The 21,777-nt window shown below is 75.8% G+C and carries 12 protein-coding genes and 1 pseudogene; 7 read left to right on the plus strand and 6 right to left on the minus strand.

Annotation, left to right across the window (positions count from 1 at the left end; translation table 11 throughout):
• Positions 1-158: 158 nt before the first annotated feature.
• The 6 genes and pseudogenes from ASG32_RS19210 to ASG32_RS19235 form a co-directional block, all read right to left on the minus strand.
• Positions 159-1,112: pseudogene (locus tag ASG32_RS19210) on the minus strand (helix-turn-helix domain-containing protein).
• A gap of 437 nt (positions 1,113-1,549) precedes the next feature.
• A complete protein-coding gene (locus ASG32_RS19215; protein WP_170855236.1) occupies positions 1,550-2,398 on the minus strand; it encodes an ATP-binding cassette domain-containing protein in 849 nt (282 codons plus the stop codon).
• The gene (gene fhuF / locus ASG32_RS19220; protein ID WP_056529513.1) at positions 2,395-3,192 is read right to left on the minus strand and encodes a siderophore-iron reductase FhuF; all 798 of its coding nucleotides are present in this window, start codon (positions 3,190-3,192) and stop codon (positions 2,395-2,397) included. The genes ASG32_RS19215 and fhuF overlap by 4 nt, the downstream gene beginning before the upstream one ends.
• Positions 3,189-5,201, minus strand: coding sequence for a Fe(3+)-hydroxamate ABC transporter permease FhuB (gene fhuB / locus ASG32_RS19225; protein ID WP_082557961.1), 2,013 nt, complete (start codon positions 5,199-5,201; stop codon positions 3,189-3,191). Before fhuB ends, fhuF begins: the two co-directional genes overlap by 4 nt.
• The gene (locus ASG32_RS19230) at positions 5,198-6,142 is read right to left on the minus strand and encodes an ABC transporter substrate-binding protein (RefSeq protein WP_244492057.1); all 945 of its coding nucleotides are present in this window, start codon (positions 6,140-6,142) and stop codon (positions 5,198-5,200) included. The genes fhuB and ASG32_RS19230 overlap by 4 nt, the downstream gene beginning before the upstream one ends.
• A 103-nt stretch (positions 6,143-6,245) precedes the next feature.
• Positions 6,246-7,619 (minus strand): lysine N(6)-hydroxylase/L-ornithine N(5)-oxygenase family protein, encoded by a 1,374-nt coding sequence (locus ASG32_RS19235; protein WP_056529520.1) that lies wholly within the window; start codon positions 7,617-7,619, stop codon positions 6,246-6,248.
• A 415-nt stretch (positions 7,620-8,034) separates the two neighbouring features.
• Between ASG32_RS19235 and ASG32_RS19240 the strand changes: the two genes are divergently transcribed.
• From ASG32_RS19240 to ASG32_RS34540, 7 genes are all read left to right on the plus strand, one after another.
• Positions 8,035-8,268 (plus strand): MbtH family protein, encoded by a 234-nt coding sequence (locus ASG32_RS19240; RefSeq protein ID WP_020094344.1) that lies wholly within the window; start codon positions 8,035-8,037, stop codon positions 8,266-8,268.
• Between the two features lie 2 nt (positions 8,269-8,270).
• Positions 8,271-8,987: an alpha/beta fold hydrolase gene (locus ASG32_RS19245; RefSeq protein WP_199778774.1), complete on the plus strand. Its 717-nt coding sequence runs from the start codon at positions 8,271-8,273 to the stop codon at positions 8,985-8,987.
• 62 nt (positions 8,988-9,049) lie between these two features.
• Positions 9,050-10,033 (plus strand): TauD/TfdA family dioxygenase, encoded by a 984-nt coding sequence (locus tag ASG32_RS19250; protein WP_056529523.1) that lies wholly within the window; start codon positions 9,050-9,052, stop codon positions 10,031-10,033.
• Entirely contained in the window at positions 10,033-11,730 is a 1,698-nt protein-coding gene (locus tag ASG32_RS19255; protein WP_056529525.1) for a cyclic peptide export ABC transporter, read from the plus strand. Before ASG32_RS19250 ends, ASG32_RS19255 begins: the two co-directional genes overlap by 1 nt.
• Positions 11,727-16,211 (plus strand): TauD/TfdA family dioxygenase, encoded by a 4,485-nt coding sequence (locus ASG32_RS19260; RefSeq protein ID WP_056529528.1) that lies wholly within the window; start codon positions 11,727-11,729, stop codon positions 16,209-16,211. The genes ASG32_RS19255 and ASG32_RS19260 overlap by 4 nt, the downstream gene beginning before the upstream one ends.
• Positions 16,208-19,378 (plus strand): amino acid adenylation domain-containing protein, encoded by a 3,171-nt coding sequence (locus ASG32_RS19265; protein WP_056529532.1) that lies wholly within the window; start codon positions 16,208-16,210, stop codon positions 19,376-19,378. The genes ASG32_RS19260 and ASG32_RS19265 overlap by 4 nt, the downstream gene beginning before the upstream one ends.
• On the plus strand, positions 19,375-21,777 hold a 2,403-nt coding region (locus ASG32_RS34540; protein ID WP_199866136.1), incomplete at its 3' end, for a condensation domain-containing protein. The genes ASG32_RS19265 and ASG32_RS34540, both read left to right, overlap by 4 nt.

Here is a 21,777-nt window from a genome sequence, read left to right on the forward strand (position 1 = left end):
AGAAAAACGTTCTCTCGAAGCAGGGTGACATCGGGCTAAGGGACCTCGTGTTGCCATCAGTTCTACGGTTTCCCAGCACATCCGAGTTTTGACACAGCCTCGACCCGAACCGGTCACTCAGGTCACGAGAATGACGGCCGGGACGCGGACGCGCCCGGTTACGTGTCTCGGCTGTGCGCCTGCCGGTAGTCACGCGGGCTCATGCCGTAGCGATCCTTGAAGCGGCGCGCGAAATGCGCCTGGCTGCTGAAGCCGCAGCCGTAAGCCAGCATGCCGATCGACAGGTGGGCGCAGGCCGGATCACCCAGGCGCTTGGCTGCCGCCTCCAGGCGGCGTTCCCAGATGTAGTCGGAGATGTGCCGGCCGCGCTCGTGGAACAGTTCCTGGAGCCGGCGCAGCGACACGCCCATCGCGGCGGCGAGTTGCGGCGGATCCAGGTTCGGGTCGCTCAGGTTCGCCTCGACATAGGCCTTGGCGCGCTGGACCGTGACGTTGCCGTGGACGGAACGGGGTACCTCCTGCGCCATCCGTTCGGCGAGGCTCGCTATGATCAGGTCCGTTCCGATCGCCGCCATGCGCGCGGCCGCGTCGGGCGTGAGCTGATCGCCCATGCGCACCAGCTCCTGGAGGAAGGTGTTTGCCAGAGTCGTGGAGGCGAGGTCCGCGCCGACCGTGAGTGCACATTACAGCCGGGACGGGCCCAGCATGGCCTCGAAGCGCTCGCGCGGCAGATCGATGACGAGGGAGATGCCCGTGTCGGCCTCGCAGACGGCCGGGCGTGCGTCGATAACGACGAAGTCGCCCGTCCGGAATACAGCCTCCCGATCGCCTTGCTGGATGGCGTCCTGGCCGGAGAGCTTCATGGACGCGTAGAGGCGGTCGGGCTGCCCATAGCGCCGAATCGCGTCGGGGGTCGCTTCAGTCCGCATGGCGGTGTGTGCCATCTTGGAGATCGGCACAGGCCCGATGCTGGTGACGTCCAGCCTGCCCTGAAACGGAACCCCGTGAAGGGGTTGCTGGTCGATCGGGATCAATCGCTCGCAGATCGTCTCGCGCCAGCGCCGGAACGCGTCCTTGGGGTGAATTCCCTCTGTCGAGAAGAAGGGTTGCATGCGTAGCCTCGGCACGCAGCGCGCCGTCCCGAAGCGCGACTGCGGATCCGGAGAGTTATTGTATATAATCTATTATCTCAACGCCGCGGTGCCGGGTGCTTCGCGGCGGTTCTGCCCGCGTCTCAACCAATGCCGTCGGTAAGCGCACCGGCAGGAAACCGCCCAGAGCCGCCACTCCGATCGCACCCAAGCCTGACACGGGACCACCCCGCGGGGGCCGGTCACCGTCTCGGAATCCCTCCGTCCCCGCCAGCGTTGTCGGAGCCGCCGCAACGGCCGCGCTCTTCCCGACGCCTCGATCGTCCAGACGACACGAGGTCACCGCCGGGCGGCGACGAGGTCCGCGGCGCGCCGCCACCCGAGTGTCCGGCCGATTCGCGCTCGGACCCTGGGTCCGAGCGTGCCGGATCGCGAGCAGCTGGTCGTCGCGCGCCGGCCTACGATCCGCGCAGGTAGCTCAGCGGCCGACCGGTATCCGGATGCGGCATGACGCCCATCGGGATGTCGTACACGGCGCGCAGCGTGTCGGGGTTCATCAGCGTGCCGGGCGGCCCGTCCGCGATGAGGCGTCCCGAGTGCAGCGCCAGGATGCGGTCGCAGACGCGCGCCGCCATGTTCACGTCGTGCAGGACCACCACGACGCCGAGCCCGTCACGATGGGCGAGATCGCGCACGAGGGCGAGGATCTCGACGGCGTGGGCGACGTCGAGGGCCGAGATCGGCTCGTCGAGCAGCAGGCAGGCGGGCTCCTGCGCGATCATCATCGCGAGCCAGACGCGCTGCCGCTCACCGCCCGAGAGCGTGTCGACGAAGCGGTCCGCGAAGGCGGCGACGCCGGTGGCGGCGAGCGCCCGCCGGACCGCCTCGCGATCCCGGTCGGCGACGCGGCCGAGGGCGCCGTGCCAGGGATAGCGCCCCAGCGCCACGAGCTCGCGCACGGTCATGCCCGGGACCGGCGGGAGCGCCTGCGGCAGATAGGCGACCTCGCGCGCGAAGGCGCGGTCCTCCCAGGCACTGAGGGCGCGATCCGCGAACGCGATCCGGCCGGCGGTCGGCGCCTGCTGGCGGCCCAGCAGCTTGATCAGGGTCGACTTGCCGGACCCGTTATGGCCGATCAGGCCCACCACCTGCCGCGGCTGGATCACGAGGTCGAGGGGATGCAGCAGGGTGCGTTCGGGGAGACCGAAGCTCGCGCCCTGCAGGGTGAAGAGCGGGGGGGCGCCCGCGGCTTCCGCCGTCGGCGCGCCCCGCGGCCGCGCGACGACCGGCGCATCGGGACCGTTCATGCGGGCCTCCTCGGGCCGTCCGTTCCCGCCGGACCCGCTTCGGGGCGTGCCGGCAGGGGGCAGGCGCCGCAGAGGCTCTGGTCGGGGATGAGGTAGCGCAGGCAGCAGACCTTCCGCACCCGACGCGGCGGCGCGCCCGCCGGCGCGTCCCCCCCCTCCGGGACGTAGCGGATCGGCGCGAACAGCGGGTTGGGCGCGCCGGACCGGCGGCGGCTCGTCAGGACGCTCGCGGCGGCCGCGTGTCCGGTCCGGCCCGCCTGCGGGAGCCCCTCGGTGCGGCGCACCACGAACTCGAAGATGTTGCCGGCATTGCTCCACAGCACGCGCGGCGCCACGCCCGAGACCGCCGCCAGGGCACCGACCAGGGGCGCCAGGTGCGCGTCGATCAGCGCGCCGAAGCGATCCGCCGGCGCCCTCTCCTGGGTCTGCCCGCCGGGCCCGTCGCTCCCCGCGGCGGGGTCGCGCAGCTTGAGCGCCCGCGTCAGCCCGCCGTCGTCCGGGACGATCTCGACGGCGTCGAGGGCCACGGGCAGGACGAGGTCGAGCACGATGTTGGCGGCGAGCGCGGGCACCACCAGCATCGAGAAGTGCTGCTTCGCCCAGATCGACGCGACGGCGCGGGGCTCCGGCGCCGCGAAGGTGCGGGCGAACCGGTCGAGCTGGTCGGTCAGGACGCGCGGATCGAGCAGGTCGGCGCCCCTCACGGAGGGGCGCGGATCCTCCGCGGACACGATCCGATCCCGGTAGCCCTCGAGGGGGCCGACGAACAGGGCGTTCAGCGGGGAGAGAATCATCGGCGCAGCATCAGCCAGACGAAATAGGCGCCCCCGAGAACCGTCGCGACGAGGCCGGCGGGCAACTGCCACGGGAAGGCCGCGACGCGCCCGAGCCAGTCGGCCAGCACCATGATCAGGCCGCCGGCGAGCGTCGCCGCCACCAGCTGCTCGGCGGCCCGGCTGAAGCCCAGGCTGCGGGCGAGGTGCGGGCCCATCAGCCCGACGAAGCTCAGGGGGCCGACGAGCAGGGTCGCGGCGCCGGTCAGGATCGCGGCGACCGACAGGACCGTCAGGCGCGCCCGCGCGACCTGGAGCCCGACGGCCCGGCTCGTCTCCGCCCCGAGCGGCAGGATCGTGAGCCAGCGCGCGAGCAGCGGCGTGCCCGCGAGCACCAGGGCCGCGCCGAGGCAGGCGAGCCCGGCCTCGGTCCCGGTGGCGTTGTAGGTCGAGCCCGAGAGCCACGTCAGCAGGGCGGCGGTCCGCGGGTCGGCCGTGGCGAGCAGGAGCGCGATCACCGAGCCGATCAGGCTGGTCAGCGCCGCGCCGACGAGCAGGATCCGGGCGGAGGCGTAGCGCGCCCGGCGGCCCAGGGCCAGGATCGCCAGCAGCGTCGCGAGCGCGCCCGCCGCGGAGGCGGCCAGCATCGCGGCCGGACCGAGGCCGGGGGCGAGGAACAGGACGAGCACCACCACCAGGGCCGCGCCCGCGGAGACGCCGAACAGCTCGGGGCTCGCGAGGGGGTTCCCGGTCAGCCGCTGCAGCAGCCCGCCCGCGTAGGCGAGCATGGCCCCGGCCCCCAGGGCGGCCAGCGCGCGCGGCGCCCGCCAGGCCAGGAGGGCGCCCGGATCGGGACTCCACAGCCAGCCCTGGGCATCCCGCCCCAGGGTGAGCGACAGGCCGACGGCCGCGAGGGCCAGGATCGCGAGCGCCCCGATGGCGGGCCACGGCCGGGCGAGACGGACCGGGATAGGCCCCGGCGCCGGCGGCGCCTCGCGCGCCGTGCGCAGACCCAGGATGAGGCCGACCAGCAGGGGTGCGCCGACGAGGGCGGTGACGGCGCCGGTCGGGACACCGCTGCGGCCGATGAGCCGCTGCACGAGCTGATCGGTCAGGACGAGCAGCACCGCCCCGGCGACCGGCCCCCAGAGCAGGCGGTCGCGGAGCCGGCGGGCGCCGCCGTAGCGGGCGAGGGCCGGCCCCGCCAGGCCGACGAAGCCGATCACCCCGAGATACCCGGTCACGCTGGCGCCGACCGCGACGCCGAGGGCGAGGGCGGCGAGCCGCGTGCCGGCGGTGGAGACGCCGAGGCCCCGCGCCCCGGCATCGCCGAGCTCGATCAGGGTCAGCGGGCGCGCCAGCAGGCCGGCCGCGAGGGCCGCGAGGGCGAGGCGCGGGACGAGGCCGCGGACGCCGTCCCAGTTGTTCTGGTTCAGCGCGCCGGCCTGCCACGTGTAGAGGTCGGAGAGCGCGTCGAAATGCGCGAGCACCAGCATCCGGTTGGCGGCCTCGGCGGACAGCCCGACCACCAGTCCGGCGAGGATGACGGTGGACGGCGCGTAGCCGCTGCGCCCGCTCAGCAGCAGCACGAGGCCCGTGCACAGGGCCGCCCCGGCGCCGGCGACGGGCTCGTAGCCGTAGATCAGGAGGGCCGGCCACCACAGGGTCGCGAGGGCCAGGGCAAGCTTCGCCCCCGCGAACACGCCGAGGGTGCCGGGCTCGGCCAGCGGGTTGTCGAGCACCTGCTGGAACAGCACGCCGGCGAGGCCGAGGCCGCCGCCCGCCAGGACCGCCATGGCGAGGCGCGGCAGCAGGCTGTCGCGCAGGACGAGCTGCGGCATGTCGCCGTCGGTCGGGTGGAGCAGGGCGGCCCACCACTGCCCGGGCGGCAGGACGGCCGCCAGGTTGGCGTGCAGCAGCGCGGCGCTCACCGCCAGCGCGAGGGCGAGGAGCCCCGCCCCGCGCCAGAGCGGCGAGGCCCCGGACCCGTCGGCTCGCGCCCGCCGCGCTCCGGCCCCGGCCGCGCTCACGCCGGGGCCTTCCCGAGCGCCGCGGCGACCTGACGGGCGAAGCGCGCGGCCGAGGGCAGGCCGCCGTTCGGATGGACGACCGGCATGCGGATCACGCGGCCGGCGCGCACGGCGGGCAGCGCCCGCCAGAGCGGGCTGTCGTCGAGGCGCCCGAGGGCGCGCGCGGTCTCGGCGCCGCGGTCGAAGTGGATCAGCGTCGCGTCGGACACCTCCGCGAGGTCCTCGACCGCGGCGAGCACCGTGCCCGCGCCGCTCTGCCGGCCGGTCCAGGCATTGGTCAGGCCGAGGCGCTGGGCGACCGCACCGACGGTGCTGCGCGTGCCGAAGACGGCCAGCTGCCGCCCGTCGTCGCGGAAGCGGCAGATGTAGACCGGGCGCCCGGTCCGGCCCGCGAGCGCGGCCCGGGCCTCGGCGAGCGCCCCGTCGGTCCCGGCGACCAGCGCCCGCGCCGCCGCGGCGCGGTCGACGCGGTCCCCCAGGTCGCGGGTCAGCGCGTCGAGGTGGTCGATCGGCTCCCGCGCGCCCGCGACGATGGGCAGCGCCACGACCGGGGCGATCCGGGTCAGCGCGACCTGGATCTGCGCCTGCCACGGCGCGGCGAGGATGAGATCGGGGGCGATCAGGCTGAGGAACTCGAGGTTCGGCTCCTGCAGCGGGCCGAGGTCGAGGACCGAGTCCGGCAGGGGCGGCTGCGCGATGAGCTTCTCGTAGAGCGGCCGGTTGGCGATCGCCACCGGGACGAGGCCGATGGCGAGGAGCGTCTCGGCGAACAACCCGTCGAGGGCGACCACGCGGGCGGCGGGCGCGCCGCCCGTCTCCGCGCGCCGCGGGTCTTCGGACGCACCCGCGGGGGACGCGGCGAAGCCGCCCGGGACGAGACCCAGGACGCCCGCGGCGAGGCCTGCGAGGAGGGCGCGACGATCGCCGCGCGGGCGGCTCATCCCCATGCGCCGACCCGTGCGCCGACTCGGGCGAGCGGGCGGCGGATCCGCCCGCGGCACGCCTCCGCGCGCCGCGCCCGGCCGGTCCGCGGGACGGCGAGCCTCATGGATGCGCTCCCTGCCGCTCCCAGGCGCGGATCCCGCCGGCGGCGGGCGCGCGCGCCGGGGCGACCGCGCCCCCGTGCCCGTCCTGATCGAGCAGGCTGTCGACGATCTCCTGCGCGCGGACCGGCAGGACCGAGAGCAGGGTGTCGCTCAGACCGTGCGAGGTCTCCGAGTAGCCCTGGACGTAGATGCGCGGGACGAAGCCTGGGCGGGTCGGCACGCGGTAGTCGCGCGCCAGGTCCGGCCCGTCGCGGTAGGGCGCGAGCGGTTCGAGGATCGCCGGGTTCGGGTCGCGCGCGTACCCGGTCGCCAGGACGATGCCGTCGTAGCTGCGCTCCGCCTCGACCTCGGCGTAGCGGTCGACGGTCCGCAGCCTGATCCCGCTCGCGTCGCCGACGGCCGAGAGGATCTCGCTGCGCGGCCGGAGGTGCAGGCGCTGCGGCCCGGAGACCTTCTCCCGGTAGACGATGACGTGGAGCGCCTTGAGCAGGTCGGCGTCGATCACCGCGTAGTTCGTGTTGCGGTAGCTGCGCACGATCGCCGCCCGCCGCTCGCTCGGCTGCGCGTACACGAAGTCGGTGCGGTCGGGGTGAAAGATCTCGTTGACGAACGGCGTCGCGTCCGACGGTCGGAGGGCGTGGCCGCGGAAGACGAGATCGACCTGCAGCTGCGGGAAGCGGGCGTGGAGATCGTGGCCGATCTCGGCGGCGCTCTGGCCGCCGCCGATCACCGCCACGCGGGCGCCCGGGCGCGACAGGTCGAGCGGGCTGCCCGGGCCGCGCCGGTCGACGTGGTCGAGGTAGCGGCTCGAATGGCAGAGCCGGGGATCGCGCGCCAGGGCGGCGAAGGCGGCGGGCACGTGCGGGGCGCCGCCCACCGCGAGGGCGAGGTCGCGCGTCTGGCGGCGGATCTCGCGGCCCGCGGCGTCGCGGGTGACGACCCACAGGGTCTCGACCGTCCCGTCCGGTCCCGGCCCGGGCTCCACCGCGACCGCGGTCTCGCCGTAGTCGCACCGGTCGGCGAAATGGTCCGCCACCCAGCGGAGATAGTCGTTGAACTCGATCCGGCTGGGATGAAACGTCCCGAGATCGATGAAATCGTGCAGTCGACCCTGGCTGTGCAGGTAGTTCACGAAGGTCAGCGGGCTCGTCGGGTTGCGGAGCGTGACGAGGTCCTTGAGGAACGAGATCTGCATGTCGCTGCCCGGCAGCAGCATGCCGCCGTGCCATCGGAAGTGCGGCTGCCGCTCCAGGAAGCGGTACCGGAGGCCGCGCGCCGCCGGGGTCTCGGCCAGGGCGATCGCCAGGGCGAGGTTCGACGGCCCGAAGCCGACCCCGATGACGTCGCAGAGCGGTGCGGCGCGCGCGGTCATCCGATCGTCTCCTCGTCCGCACGCCGGGGTGCGCGCCGGGATGCGCAGCGATCCTCGCCGCCGCGGCGCACGGGGGCGGCGCCTCCCTCGGGGGAGCCGCGCGTTCCCCCGGCGGGACCGCTCGCAGGCGACCGGAAGCTGGTTCGCGCACACGCCACTGACCGCGTCCCCCGCCAAGCCCCGGACCACAGAACACCCGCCGGCCGCACTGCGTAGCGCGAACCGCCACAGTGATTCAAGGTCTCCGGAAAACACTTCTGACGATCGAGCAGTAATGAATTAAATTAGAACATTTCAAATATGTAAAAGGGCCCTTGAGTCCGGCGATCTTTCGGCCATGTTATGCGCCGACAAGCGAAGTTCATTGATTCATTGGCGAGGCTGCTCGCAGCTTTCACCTGAACGGGATGCATCGATGGCGTTCGATCGCGAAGATACGCTGTTCTACGTGGTGGTGAATCACGAGGAGCAATACTCGATCTGGCCGAGCTACCGCGACATCCCTGACGGGTGGCGCGCCGTGGGCGATCCGCGCGCGAAGGCCGATTGCCTGGCCTACATCGACGAGGTCTGGACCGACATGCGGCCCCTGAGCCTGCGCCGACACATGGAGGCACAGGAGCGGGACGCGGGCGGCGCGCGGGCGTGACCGTGCCGGGACGAGTCCGGCTGTTCTGCCTGCCCTACGCGGGGGCGAGCGCCGCGGTGTTCGCGCAGTGGCGCCGCGGCCTGCCCGACGCGGTCGACGTCAGGCCCGTCGAGCTGCCGGGGCGCGGCTCCCGGATCGGCGAGGCGCCCTGCACCGACCCGCGGGCGCTGACGCGGCGCCTCGCGGACGAGGTCGCCGGTTCCGTCACGGGCTCCTACGCGCTGTTCGGGCACAGCCTGGGCGCGCTGCTCGCCTTCGAGCTGGCGCACGAACTCCGCGACCGCGGGATCGCGGCGCCGCGCGCGCTGTTCGCCTCCGGATGCGCCGGACCGGCGGTGTGCGACGGGGCGTATTTCCGCCGCCCGCGCAGCGACGCGGACCTGCGCGACGCGCTGTCCGCCTACGGCGCGACGCCGCCGGAGGCGCTGGCCGATCCCGCCCTGATGGCCCTGGTGCTGCCGGTGCTCCGGGCCGATTTCCGGCTGCGCGGCGCCTACACCTACGCGGCGCGCCCGGCGCTGGACTGCCCGATCCAGGCGCTCGGCGGGACGCGGGACGACGTCGCCCGCGCCGACCTCGAGGCCTGGGGCCGCGAGACGCGCGGCCCCTTCGACCTCGCGCTGTTCGAGGGCGACCACTTCTTCATCCACGCGCGGCGGGGGCCGGTGCTCGACCTCGTCGGCCGGCGGATCGGCGCGCGGGCCGAGGTCGCGGCCTGAGGCGGCCGCGCCCGCCCATCGGCGGCGCGCGGGCCGGCGGCGCGAACGAACGGGATGTCACCATGGAGGACGCCGTGATGGAACTCGTGACCAAGCCCCTGCGGGACGAGGGTCCTCTGCCGCTCCTGGTCACGCCGCCGGAGGGCGCCGCGGGCGCGGCGCTCGCGGACGCGCTGCCGGCGATCCGGGCCGCGGCCGAGGCGCACCTCCACGCCGCGGGCGGCCTGCTGCTCCGCGGCTTCAGCCTCGACGGGCCCGACGCGTTCCGCAGCTTCGCGGCGGGCTTCGGCCACGACCTCCTGAGCTACGAGTTCGGCTCGACGCCGCGCAGCCCCGTGACCCAGGGGGTCTACACCTCGACCGAGTACCCGCCCCACCAGCACATCCCGCTGCACAACGAGCAGGCCTACGCCCGCGACTGGCCGATGAAGATCTGGTTCTACTGCCAGCAGGCGGCGCCCGAGGGGGGCGAGACGCCGCTGGCCGACAGCCGCGCCATCTACCGCGCCGTGCCCGAGCCGATTCGCGCGCGCTTCGCCGAGCGGGGCCTGATGTACGTGCGCAACTACGGCAACGGGCTCGACGTGGCCTGGGAGCAGGTATTCGGCACGCAGGACCGAGGGGCGGTCGAGGCGTACTGCGCCGGCCACGGGATCACCTGCGAGTGGAAGCCGGACGGCGACCTCCGCACCCGGCAGGTCTGCCAGGGCACCGCCCGCCACCCCGAGACCGGCGAGCCGGTGTGGTTCAACCAGGCCCACCTGTTCCACGTCTCGAACCTCGAGCCGGAGGTGCGCGCGACCCTCCTCGACCTCGTCGACGAGCCGGACCTGCCGCGCAACGTCTACTACGGCGACGGCAGCCCGATCCCCGACGCGGATCTCGACGCGATCCGCGCCGTGCTCGCCGCGCACACCGTCGTCTTCCCCTGGCAGTCCGGCGACGTGGTGATGCTGGACAACATGCTGACCGCCCACGCGCGGACACCCTTCAAGGGCCCGCGCAAGGTCGTGGTGGCGATGGCGCAAGCCGGCCGCGCGCAGTGATGGCGGCGGCGTTCGCCTTCGCGGAGCCCGGGTCCGCGCCAGGGACCGCGCTGTGGCGCGCCCTCGCGCGGGGCGCCCGCGCCCGGCTCGTGCTGGCCGGCGCGGCGAGCCTCGTCGGCGGGATCGCCACGACGGGCCTGATCGTGCTCATCAACGGGGCGCTCCACGCGTCCGAGCCCGCCCGGGCCGACCGGGTCGCCGCCTTCGCGGCGACCGCCCTCCTCGCCTGCGCGGCGCTCGTCGTCTCGCGCGCCCTCTTCGCCGATCTCGGGCAGCGCGGGCTCGCCGATCTCCGGTCCGCGATCGCCGCGCGCGTCCAGGCCGCCGCGTTCGCGGATCTCGAGGCTGTGGGGAGCGCCCGGGTGCAGGCGCTGGTGACCGAGGACGCCAACCAGGTCGCCAACTTCCTCACGGCGCTGCCCGTGCTCGTCACCAACTGCGCGGTGGTCGCGGCGACCCTCGCGTATCTCGGCTACCTGTCGTTCCCCCTGTTCCTGGCCTCGGCCCTCACGATCGCCCTGGGGGCCGCGGGCTACTCCGCCTGCTACGGCCGCGTCACGCGCCACCTCGCCCGGGCCGGGGCGGAGCAGGACCGCCTCGTCGGACATTTCCAGGCGCTGCACGGCGGCGCCAAGGAGTTGCGCCTCAACCGGGAGAAGGGGCGCCACTTCCTCGACGCGGTCCTGGCGACCGCGATCGCCCGCGTCGCCGACCACCGCCGGCGCGGCCTCGCCCTCCTCGCGCTGGCGGCGGGCTGGGGCCGCATCCTGTTCCTGGCCCTGATCGGGCTCGCGCTGTTCGTCCCCGGGACCGGCGCGCAGAGCCCGGCGGTGACGACCGGGTACGTCATCGCCCTGCTCTACCTGATGGGGCCGCTCGAGGCGGTGCTGAACACGATGCCGCTCGTCAACCTCGCCCGCGTCGGCGCGCGGCGGATCGAGGCGGCCTTCGCCGAGCTGCCGCCCGAGCCGGTCGGCGATCCGGGGACAGGCCCGGCCGCGCCCCGGCGCGACGCCACCGTGACCCTGCGGGGCGTGACCCATCACCGGGCCGATCCGCAGACCGGCGACCGCTTCGACCTCGGCCCGGTCGACCTGACGCTGCGCCCCGGGGAGATCACCTTCCTGGTCGGCGGCAACGGCTCCGGCAAGACCAGCCTCGCCCGGGTGATCGCCGGACTGCACCCGCCGACCGGCGGGACGCTGTGCCTGGACGGCCGCCCGGTGGCGGGCGCGGCCCTCGCCGGCTACCGCGCGCACGTCGCGGCCGTCTTCTCCGATTTCCACCTGTTCGAGACGCTGCTCGGCCGGCCGGACGCCGCGCGCGAGGCGCAAGCGCGCGCGTGGCTGACGCGCCTCGGCCTCGACGGCCGCGTCAGCCTCCGGGACGGGGTCTTCTCGACCCGCGATCTCTCGACGGGCCAGCGCAAGCGGCTCGCCCTCCTGGTCGCCTGCCTGGAGGACCGGCCCGTGATGATCTTCGACGAGTGGGCCGCCGACCAGGATCCCGACTCCCGGGCGGCCTTCTACGAGACGCTCCTCCCGGAGCTGGCCGCCGAGGGGCGGACGATCCTCGTCGTCACCCACGACGACCGCTGGTTCGACCGGGCCGACCAGGTCGTGAAGCTCGAGCGCGGCCTCGTGGTGGAGCACCGCGCCGCCGCGCCGCGCGGCCGCCAGGCGGGAGCCTGCACGTGAGCCTGCACGAGAGCCTGCACGTGGGCCGCGCGCACCGCGCGCCGTCGCCGCACCGGCCCGCGCCGGACGACAGCCTCGTGGCGATCCTGCGGGCGCGGGCGGCCGCCACGCCCGACCGGCTGACCCTGCGCTTCCTCACGGACGGGCGCGCGGTCGGGGCGTCCCTCGACTACGCGGAGCTCGACCGGCGGGTCCGCGCCCTCGCGGCGCGCCTCCAGCGCGACGCCGAGCCCGGCGCGCGGGCGCTCATCGCCCTGCCGAGCGGGCCGGACTACGTCGTGGCGTTCTTCGCCTGCCTCTACGCGGGCCTCGTCGCCGTGCCCTCCTTCCCGCCGGAGACGCGGGATCCGCACCACGCGGCCCGCCTCGCCCTGATGATCGCCGACATGGCACCGCGCCACGTCCTGACCGATCGGGCGAACCGCGAGACCGTGACGGCGACCTGCGCGGGCAGCTCCGTAAGCGCGATCGTCTGTGTCGACGCGGTCGGCAGCGCCGGGGCGGAGGCGTGGCGGCCGGTCCCGTGCCCGCCCGACACCCTCGCCTTCCTGCAGTACACGTCGGGCTCGACCGCGAATCCCAAGGGCGTCGAGGTCACGCACGGCAACATCGTCGCCAACGCCCGCTGGCTCGCCGAGGCGATCGCGCCCGGCCCGGACGACGTCTTCGTCTCCTGGCTGCCCCTCTACCACGACATGGGCCTGATCGCGGGGCTGATCGAGCCGATCTTCGCCGGCGCGCCGCTCGTGCTGATGAGCCCGCAGGCCTTCCTCGCCCGGCCCGCCTCGTGGCTCGAGGCGATCGGCGCGCATGGCGGCACGATCAGCGGGGGCCCGGACTTCGCCTACCGGCTGGCCTGCGAGCGCGTCGGCGCCGCCGCGCTGGCGGGGCTCGACCTCGCCGGGTGGCGCGTCGCCTACAGCGGTGCCGAGCCGATCCGGCCCCGGACCCTCACCCGCTTCGCCGCGTGCTTCGCCCCGGCGGGCTTCGCGCCGACGGCGCTCAGCCCCGCCTACGGCCTCGCCGAGGCGACCCTCCTCGTCGCGGCCAAGCCCCTGGGCACGCCGTGGCGCCGGCTGAGCGTGGCGCCGGCGGCGCTGGCGGCCGGCCGCGCCGTCGCCGACGAGGCCGGGACCGCCCTCGCGAGCAGCGGCCGGCCGGTCCGGCCCGAGCACCTGCGGATCGTCGACCCGCGCTCGGGCCTCCCCTGCCCCGACGGCACGGTCGGCGAGATCTGGCTCAGCGGCCCCTGCGTCGCGCGCGGCTACTGGAACAACCCGGAGGCGACCCGGGCGACCTTCGTGCCCCGCGACGGCGCGACCTGGCTGCGGACCGGGGACCTCGGCTTCCTGGACGGCGGCGAGCTCTTCGTAACCGGGCGCGCCAAGGACCTCATCATCCTGCGCGGCCACAACGTCTATCCGCAGGACGTGGAGACGGCGGTCGAGGCGCGGGTGCCGGCCCTCCGCCCGGGGCGGGTCGCGGCCTTCGCGGTCGAGGGCCCGGCGGGCGAGGCGATCGGGATCGCCGCCGAGATCGGCCGGAGCGCCGCCGCCCGCGCGCCGGAGATCGCCGCCGCGGTCGACGCCGCGCTGGCGGAGGTGCTGGCCGAGCCGGCGGAACTCGTGGCCCTGCTGGCGCCGGGCACCCTGCCCAAGACCACGAGCGGGAAGCTCCGGCGCGGCGCGTGCCGGGACGGCCTCGCGGCCGGCGACCTCACCCCCCTCCACCTCTACCGGCGGCCGCAGGGTGCTGCGTCGCCGGATGAGCCGCCCCGGAGCGCGACGGAGCGCGCCCTCGCGGCGATCTGGTGCGATCTCCTCGGCCTCGACGAGGTCTCGCGCGGGCGCGGCTTCCTGGAACTCGGCGGCCACTCGCTCCTGGCGATGCGCGCCGTCGACCGCGTCCGCGCCGCCTTCGGGGTCGCCCTGCCGCTGCGCGACCTGTTCGCGGCCCCGACCCTCGCCGACCTCGCGGCGCGGATCGACGCGCTGCCCCGCGACGCGGTGCCGGCGCCCGCGCTCCTGCCGCGCGCGGGCCCGCCCCTGCTGTCGCTCGGCCAGCAGCGGCTCTGGCTGGCCGAGCGGCTCGGCGACCCGGCCGGGCGCGGCGCCTACGTCATGGTCGGACATATCCGGTTCGAAGGTCCGCTGGAGCCCGACCGGCTCGCCGCGGCCCTGCGCCGGGTCGTCGCCCGGCACGCCGTGCTGCGGACCGGCTATCCGACCGGCGAGGACGGCCTTCCGGAGCCCCGGATCGCCGAGGCGGTCGCCCTCGACGTGCCCGTCGACGACCTCACCGACCTCGATCCGGGCGCCCGCGAGATCCGGGTCGCCGCGTGCGAGGCCGCGGAGGCGGCCGCGCCGTTCGACCTCGCCGTGCCGCCGCTCCTGCGCGCCCGGCTCCTGCGCCTGGCCGCCGACGATCACCGCCTCGTCCTGGCCCTCCACCACCTCGTCGGCGACGGCTGGTCGGTCGGCGTGCTGCTCTCCGAACTCGGGGCCGCCTATCGCGGCGCGGAGGCGCCGCCCCTCCCCGTCCAGTACGCGGATTTCGCGCGCTGGCACCGGGCGGCCGTGGAGCGCGCGGCGGCGGCCGAGACCGCGTTCTGGCGCGGGCACCTCGCGGAGGTGCCCGCCCTGCTGCCCCTGCCGACGGACCGGCCGCGGCCGGCGGTCCCGTCGCAGGCCGGCGGCTCCGTCCGCTTCGAACTGCCGGGGCCGCTGGTCGCCCGTCTGGCGGAGCTGGGCCGGGCGCGCGGCGCCTCGCCGTTCGTCGTGCTGCTCGCGGGCTTCCAGGCCCTGCTCCATCGGCTGAGCGGGGCCGAACGCTTCGTGGTCGGCACCGACGTCGCGGGCCGGCCGCACCCCGAGCTGGCCGGGCTGATCGGCTTCTTCGTCAACGTGCTGCCGATCCGGGCGCGCCTCGACGGCGCCCCGTCCTTCGCCGCGCTGATCGAGCGCGTCCGCGAGGACGTCCTCGCCGCCTTCGAGCACGCCACCCTGCCCTTCGACCGGATCGTCGACGCCCTCGACATCCCGCGCGCCCGCGCCCGTCCCCCCCTCGTCCAGGCCCTGTTCGTGATGCAGAACGCGCCGCCCGGCGATTTCGGGGTCCCGGGGCTCGCGGCCGAGGCCCGGGCGGCCAGCGCGCACGGCTCGAAATTCGAGATGGCGCTCTTCCTCGACCCGCCCGCGCCGGGGGGCGGGATCGCGGCCGAGTGGGTCTTCGCCACGGCCCTGTTCACCCCCGAACGCGTCGCGCGCCTCGCGGAGGCCTACGCGACCCTGCTCGCCGCCGCCGCCGCCGCGCCCGCGGCCCCGCTCCCGACCCTGCTGCCCGGCCTGCCCGACCTTCTGCCCGCGCTCCCGCCCTCACGAGACCCGGAGGACCCCGTCATGTCGAACACCGCCCCGTCGCTCCCGCGCACCGGCCGCCTGGAAGCGAAGCTCGACAAGCTCAAGGGACTGGGCGCCGGCAAACCCGCCGCCGCCGCGGGCGAGCCGGCCCGCCTCTCGACCCTGGCGCCCGGGCGCGACTTCCCCCTCGTGATCGAGCCGCTGTCGGCCGACGTCGACGCGGTGGCCTGGGCGACCGCCCAGCGCGACTGGGTCGAGGGCAAGCTGCGCCGCCACGCCGGCCTGCTGCTGCGCGGCTTCGGCATCGCGACCCCGCAGGAATTCGAGGCCTTCGCCGAGGCGCTCCAGCCCGGCCTCTACGGCGGGTACGGCGACCTACCCAAGAACGAGGGCGGGAAGAACACCTACCGCTCGACGCCCTACCCCGAGCGGGAGATGATCCTCTACCACAACGAGAGCAGCCACCTGCATGCCTGGCCGCGCAAGCAGTGGTTCTTCTGCCAGCAGCCGTCGCCGGTGGGCGGCGCGACGCCCATCGTCGACTGCCGCGCGCTGTACCGGCAGCTGCCGCCGGCGATCGCCGACCGCTTCGAGCGCCTGGGGCTGATCTACGTCCGCACCTTCACGGAGCGCTTCGACGTCGACTGGCGCCGGTTCTTCCACACCGAGGATCGCGCGGCCGTGGAGGCCCGCTGCCGGGCCGAGGGCGTCGACTTCGCCTGGCTCGACGCGGACACGCTCCAGACCCGCACGCGCTGCCCGGCGGTGATCACCCACCCGCTGACCGGCGAGAAGTCGTTCTTCAACCAGGTGCAGCTGCACCATCCGCGCTGCCTCGACCCCGAGGTGCGCGCCGACCTCCTCGGCCTCGTGGGGCCGGAGCGGATGCCGCGCGACGTGCACTACGGCGACGGCACGCCGATCGAGGACGCGGTGATGGACGAGGTCGGCCGCCTCTACGAGGCGATCGCCGTGCGCTTCGACTGGCGCCCCGGCGACGTGGTGATGCTCGACAACATGCTCGCCGCCCATGCCCGCGACCCCTACGAGGGGCCGCGCCGGATCGTCGTCGCCATGGGCGACATGGTCGAGCGCGGCGCGGTCACGGGAGCGGCGGCATGACCGGCGCGGCGATGACCGGCGCGGCGATGACCGGCGCGGCGATGACCGGGGCGCCGGCCTCCCTCGCGGCGCCGACCCGGGCGCTGACCCCCGAGCAGCGCGCCTGCCTCGACGAGACCGGCACCGCGCCGAATCTCGTCGCCGAGATCGACCTGCCCGGGCCGGTCGAGGCAGACCGCCTCCGCCGCGGCCTCGCCGCGGTCGCCGCCCGCCACGACGTCCTGCGCACCGCCTTCGTGCGCGAACCGGGCTTCCGCGGCCTGCGGCAGGCCGAGGCCGGCGCGCCCGCTATCCCGCTCGATACCGGCGCGCCGCAGGGAGATGTCGGGACCGTCGGCCTCGCGCCGGAGCGCGGCCGGACCCTCGCGGCCGTCCTCCTGCCGGGCGCGACGCCGCGGCTGCGCCTCGTCGCCAGCGCCCTCGCGGTCGATGCCGGCAGCCTCGACCGCGTCCTGTCGGAGGTCGCGGCCGCCTGCGCGGACGACGCGGCGCCCGGCGCCGATCCCGAGGCCGCGACCTACGCCCAGTACGCGGAGTGGCGCGAGGCGGTCGCCGCCGACGACGCGGACGGCGAGGGCCAAGCCTACTGGCGGGACCAGATCGGCGCGGGCGCGGCGCCCCTCCGGCTGCCCTATCGCCGCGGGGCGGCCGCCGACGCGGTGGAGGAGCCGGCCGCCGCGATCCGGCTGAGTCGGGCCGTCGACGCCGCCGTCACGGACGCCTTCGCGCGGGCGCTGGCCCGGCCGGACCTCGCCGCGGCCGGCGCCGAGGCCGTGCTCCAGGCCGCGTGGTGGCTGCTCGTGGCGCGCCTCGCCGAGCGGACGGAGATCCTCGGCGGCTGGGCGCACGATTGCCGGCGCGACTACGCGGTCTTCGCCGGCACGGTCGGCGTCTTCACCAAGACGCTGCCCCTGCGCCTCGTCCTCCCGCCGGAGACCAGCGTCTCGGAGGCCGCGGCCGGTCTCGCCGCACGGCTCGACGAGCACCGCGCCTTCCAGGAACTCTGCCCCCTCGACGCGGCCGGCGACGACCGCCGCCCCGCGGTCGGCTTCGCGCTCGCGGCTCAGGGGGCCGCGCAGGACCGGCTCCTGCCCGGACCCGCCGGGTTCGAGCTCTGCCTGGAGCCGGCCCTCGACGCGGAGGGGCACCTCGCCGCGCTGACCTTGCACGCCGACCCGCGCCGCTACGCGGTGGAGGCCCTGGAGACCCTGCTCGATCAGGTCGAGACGCTGCTCGCCCGCCTGCCCGCGAAGGCCGCGACGCCCTTCGCGACCTACCCGCTCGTCGGCGCGCGCGAGGAGGTGCGCCTGCGCGCCTTCGGCCGCCCGGCCGCCCGCGCCCTGCCGGCGGAGACCCTTCCGGTCCTCGTCGCCCGCCACGCGGCGACGGCGCCGGACGCCCCCGCCCTCGTGGGCGCCGGCCGCACCCTGTCGTACGCCGCGCTGGAGGACCGCGTCGCGCGCCTCGGCGCCTGGTTCGCCGCGCGCGGCGTCGGTCCCGAGCGCGTCGTCGCCCTGGACCTGCCGCGCTCCGTCGACCTCGTGGTGGCGATCCTCGCGGTCTGGCGCGCGGGGGGCGCCTACCTGCCCCTCGACCCGGCCTGGCCGCAGGCCCGCCGCGACCGCCTGATCGCGCTCGCCCGGCCCGCGCTGACCGTGGCGCTCTCGGCCGACCCCGCGGCCGGCCGGCACGCCCTCGGGGCGATCCTCGACGGCCTCGGTGAGGCCCGGCACCCCGCCGAGGCCCGGGACCCCTCCGACATGGCCTGCCTGCTCTTCACCTCCGGCTCGTCCGGGACGCCGAAGGGCGTGGTGATCGAGCACGCCCAGATCCGCGCCTACGCGGAGGCCGTCATCGACGCCCTCGACCTGTCCGGTCACGGGCGCTTCGCGCTGACCTCCACGGTGGCGGCCGACCTCGGCAACACCATGCTGTTCGCGGCGCTGCGCCTCAGCGCCTGCCTCGTGGTCGCCGACGAGGCCGAGATGGCCGACGGCCCGGCCTTCGCACGCTTCCTGCGCGGCAACGCCGTCGCCTGCGCGAAACTGGTCCCGTCCCACCTCGCCGCCCTCCTCGACAGCGTCGAGGACCCCGCGCTGCCCGCCCTGCTGGTGCTCGGCGGCGAGCCGACGCCGGCCGCCCTAGTCCGGCGGATCCGGGCGGCGGCGCCGACGACGCGGATCGCCAACCATTACGGTCCCACCGAGGCCTGTGTCGGCGTGCTGGTGCATCCGGACGCGGCCACCGCGCCGCCGGACGAGAGCCTGCCGCTGAGCCGCGTGCTCGCCGGCAGCGAGGCCTACATCCTCGACGCGGCGGGCGCGCTCGCGCCGACCGGCGCGGTCGGCGTGCTCCACCTCGGGGGCGCCCAGATCTGCCGCGGCTACCTCCCGGGCACGGAGGCCGGCGGCGCGGGCGCGTTCTCGCCCAACCCCTTCGGAGCGGGGCGGCTCTACCGCACCGGCGACCGGGCCCGCCTGCTTCCCGGCGGCCGCCTCGTGCTCGCCGGGCGGGCCGACGACCAGATCAAGCTGCGCGGCCACCGCGTCGAGCCGGGCGAGGTCGAGGCCGCGCTGGCGGGCCTCGCCGGCGTGAGCCAGGCGGCGGTACGCCCGTTCACGGGGCCGGACGGCGCGACCGGACTCGCGGCCTACGTGGTCGCCGACCCCGAGCGGACACCCGCCGCGCTCCTCGCGGCGCTGGCCGAAACCCTGCCCGCCGCGTGGCTGCCCGCCCCGATCCTGCGCCTCGACAGCCTGCCGCGGCTGGCCAACGGCAAGATCGACCGCGCCGCCTTGCCCACTCCGGACGCCCATCCGGACGGGGGCACGGGCGTCCCGCCGCGCACGGCGCTCGAGACCGTGCTCACCGACGCCATGGCGGAGCTGCTGGGCCTCCCGGCGGAGCGCCTCGGGGCCGCGGGCGACTTCTTCGCGGCCGGCGGCAACTCGCTCCTCGTCATCAAGCTGACGGCGCGCATCCGCAAGCTGCTCAAGGTCGAGATCCCGCCGAGCCTGGTCTTCGACCACAGCACGCCCGCGACCCTCGCCGCGGCGCTCGGGCCCTACGCCCCGCCGGACGCGATCGAGGAGACGGCGAGCCTGCGCCTGGAAATCGCCGGCCTGAGCGAGGCCGAGCGCGCCGGCCTCGCCGGGGTGGGCGCGTGACCGGGGTCGGCGCGCGCGACGCGGCGCGGCAAGCGGCCCTCGCCCGCCTGCTGCGGGAGGACGCCGAGGCGGCCGACGGCATCCCGCGGCACGCCGGCGGCCCGGCGTCCCTGTCGTTCCCGCAGGCGCGGCTCTGGTTCCACCAGCGCTACGACCCGGAGAGCCCGGCCTACCACTCGGCCCGGGCCTTCCGCCTCGCCGGCCCTCTCGACGTCCCGGCGCTCGAGGGCGCGTTCCGGAGCCTGATCGCCTGTCACGACGTCCTGCGCACGGCGCTGGCGGATACCGCCGACGGCCCGCGCCAGATCCTGCACCCGCACGTGCCGTTCGAACTCGAGCGCGTCCCGGCCCTCGACGGTGACCCGGGCGCGGCGCTGCGCGCCCTGAGCCGCCGCCCCTTCGATCTCACCCGCGCGCCGCCGCTGCGCGCGGTCCTGTCGGAGGCGGATCCGGCGGGCGGGCGCGTCCTCCTCGTGGTGATGCACCACATCGCGGTGGACGCGTGGTCGACGGCGCGGCTCTTCCGGGATCTGGCGCAGGCCTACCGCGCGGCCCTCGCCGATCCCGCGCGGATCGGGCAGCCGCTGCCCGCCCCGCGCCTGCGCTTCGTGGATTTCGCCGCGTGGCAGCGCGCCCGGTTCGACGGCGCGGCCGGGTCCGCGGCGATCGCGCGCGGGCGCCGCTACCTCGGCGACGCCGTCCCGGCCCTGGACCTGCCCCTCGACTATCCCCGCCAGCCCCTGGCGAACCGCCCGGGCGGGCGGGTCGACTTCACCCTGCCCGCCGACCTCGCCGGCGCGGTGGCCGCGTTCTGCCGGTCGCAGGCGTGCCCGCCCTTCGTGGCGCTGCTGGCGTCGTGGCAGGTGCTGCTCGCCCGCCTGAGCGGCCAGACGGACTTCGCCGTCGGCGTGCCGAACGCCGCCCGCACCCGCCCCGAGCTGCAGGACCTCGTCGGCTTCCTCGTCAACACGCAGGTCTACCGCGTCCGCCTCGATCCGCGCGGGAGCTTCCGCGATCTCTGCGCGCGGCTGCGCGGCGAGGCGATGGCGTTCCTGGCCGAGGACGACGTCCCCTTCGAGCGCCTCGTGGCAGAGACCGGGATCGCGCGCGACGCCGCGACCACGCCGGTCTTCCAGGCGGCGTTCAACTTCCGCCCCAGCCGGGATACCGCCCCCCTCGACCTCGCGGGGGTCGCGGCGGCGCGGATCGACGTCGACGTGGCGAGCGCCAAGTTCGACGTCGCCCTCGACGTCGCCGCCGACGGGACCGGCATCGATTGCCAGCTCGAGTACGATGCCGGCCTGATCGCGGACGCCACCGCCCGGCGCTGGCGCGACGGGTTCCTCGCCCTGCTGCGCACCCTCGTCGCGGCGCCGGACCGGCCCATCCACGCGGCGAGCGCGCTCACGGCCTCCGACCGGGCGGTGATCGACTCGGCGAACGCGACCGCCCGGGCCTAYCCGGACGGCGCCGGCGACGTSCTCGCCGCCTTCGCAGGCCACCGCGCGCAAGACCCGGACGCGATCGCGGTGACCGACGCCCGGACCAGCCTGACCCGCGCCGGCCTCGACGCCCGCGCCACCGCCATCGCCCGACGCCTCGCCCGCGCCGGCGCCCGACCCGAGCGCGTCGTCGGACTCCTCCTCGAGCGCACCTGCGACCTGCCCGCCGCCTGGCTCGCCGTCCTCAGGACCGGCGCCSYCATCCTCCCCCTCAACCCCGAACTGCCCSCAGCCCGCCTCGCCGCCCTCGCCGCAGAGGCCGRCCTCCTCCTCACCCAGCCCGAACTCGCCGACCRRCACCCCGCCCTCGCCGACGCCGCAGGGCGAGCGCCCCTCGTCCTGGACGCCGATCCGGACGCCGATCCGGATGCCGATCCGGATGCCGACGCCGACACGGACGCCGCCCGGCCCGTCCGGCCCCGCACCCGCGCSCCCCACCCGGACGCGCTCGCCTACGTCCTGCACACCTCCGGCTCCACCGGCACCCCCAAGGCCTGCGCCAACACCCACGCCGCCCTCGCCAACCGCCTCGCCTGGATGGCCGACCACCTGCGCGTCGGTGCCCACGACACCATCCTGCACAAGACCCCCGTCTCCTTCGACGTCGCCGTCTGGGAGATCCTCCTGCCCCTCGTCACCGGCGCACGCCTCGTCCTGGCGCCACCCGGCGCCCACCGCGACYCCGACGCCATCGCACGCCTCATCGGCCGGCACGCCGTCACCCTCCTGCACTTCGTGCCCGCCCAGCTCTCGGCCGCCCTCGCCGCCGGCGCCCTCGACGACACCGCCAGCCTCACCCGACTGGTCGCCAGCGGCGAGGCCCTGCCGCCCGACCTCGCCCGCGCCGTCGCCGCCCGCACCGGCGCGCGGGTGCACAACCTCTACGGACCCGCCGAA

It is taken from the genome of Methylobacterium sp. Leaf361 (genome assembly GCF_001424445.1).
GTDB lineage: Bacteria > Pseudomonadota > Alphaproteobacteria > Rhizobiales > Beijerinckiaceae > Methylobacterium.

Bases quoted from the DNA above. Each gene is read 5' to 3' on its own strand.
- fhuF (WP_056529513.1), bottom strand. From the start codon at position 3,192: ATGATTCTCTCCCCGCTGAACGCCCTGTTCGTCGGCCCCCTCGAGGGC.
- ASG32_RS19255 (WP_056529525.1), top strand. From the start codon at position 10,033: ATGGCGGCGGCGTTCGCCTTCGCGGAGCCCGGGTCCGCGCCAGGGACC.
- ASG32_RS19250 (WP_056529523.1), top strand. From the start codon at position 9,050: ATGGAGGACGCCGTGATGGAACTCGTGACCAAGCCCCTGCGGGACGAG.
- ASG32_RS19230 (WP_244492057.1), bottom strand. From the start codon at position 6,142: ATGAGCCGCCCGCGCGGCGATCGTCGCGCCCTCCTCGCAGGCCTCGCC.
- ASG32_RS19215 (WP_170855236.1), bottom strand. From the start codon at position 2,398: ATGAACGGTCCCGATGCGCCGGTCGTCGCGCGGCCGCGGGGCGCGCCG.
- ASG32_RS19240 (WP_020094344.1), top strand. From the start codon at position 8,035: ATGGCGTTCGATCGCGAAGATACGCTGTTCTACGTGGTGGTGAATCAC.
- ASG32_RS19265 (WP_056529532.1), top strand. From the start codon at position 16,208: ATGACCGGCGCGGCGATGACCGGCGCGGCGATGACCGGCGCGGCGATG.
- ASG32_RS19235 (WP_056529520.1), bottom strand. From the start codon at position 7,619: ATGACCGCGCGCGCCGCACCGCTCTGCGACGTCATCGGGGTCGGCTTC.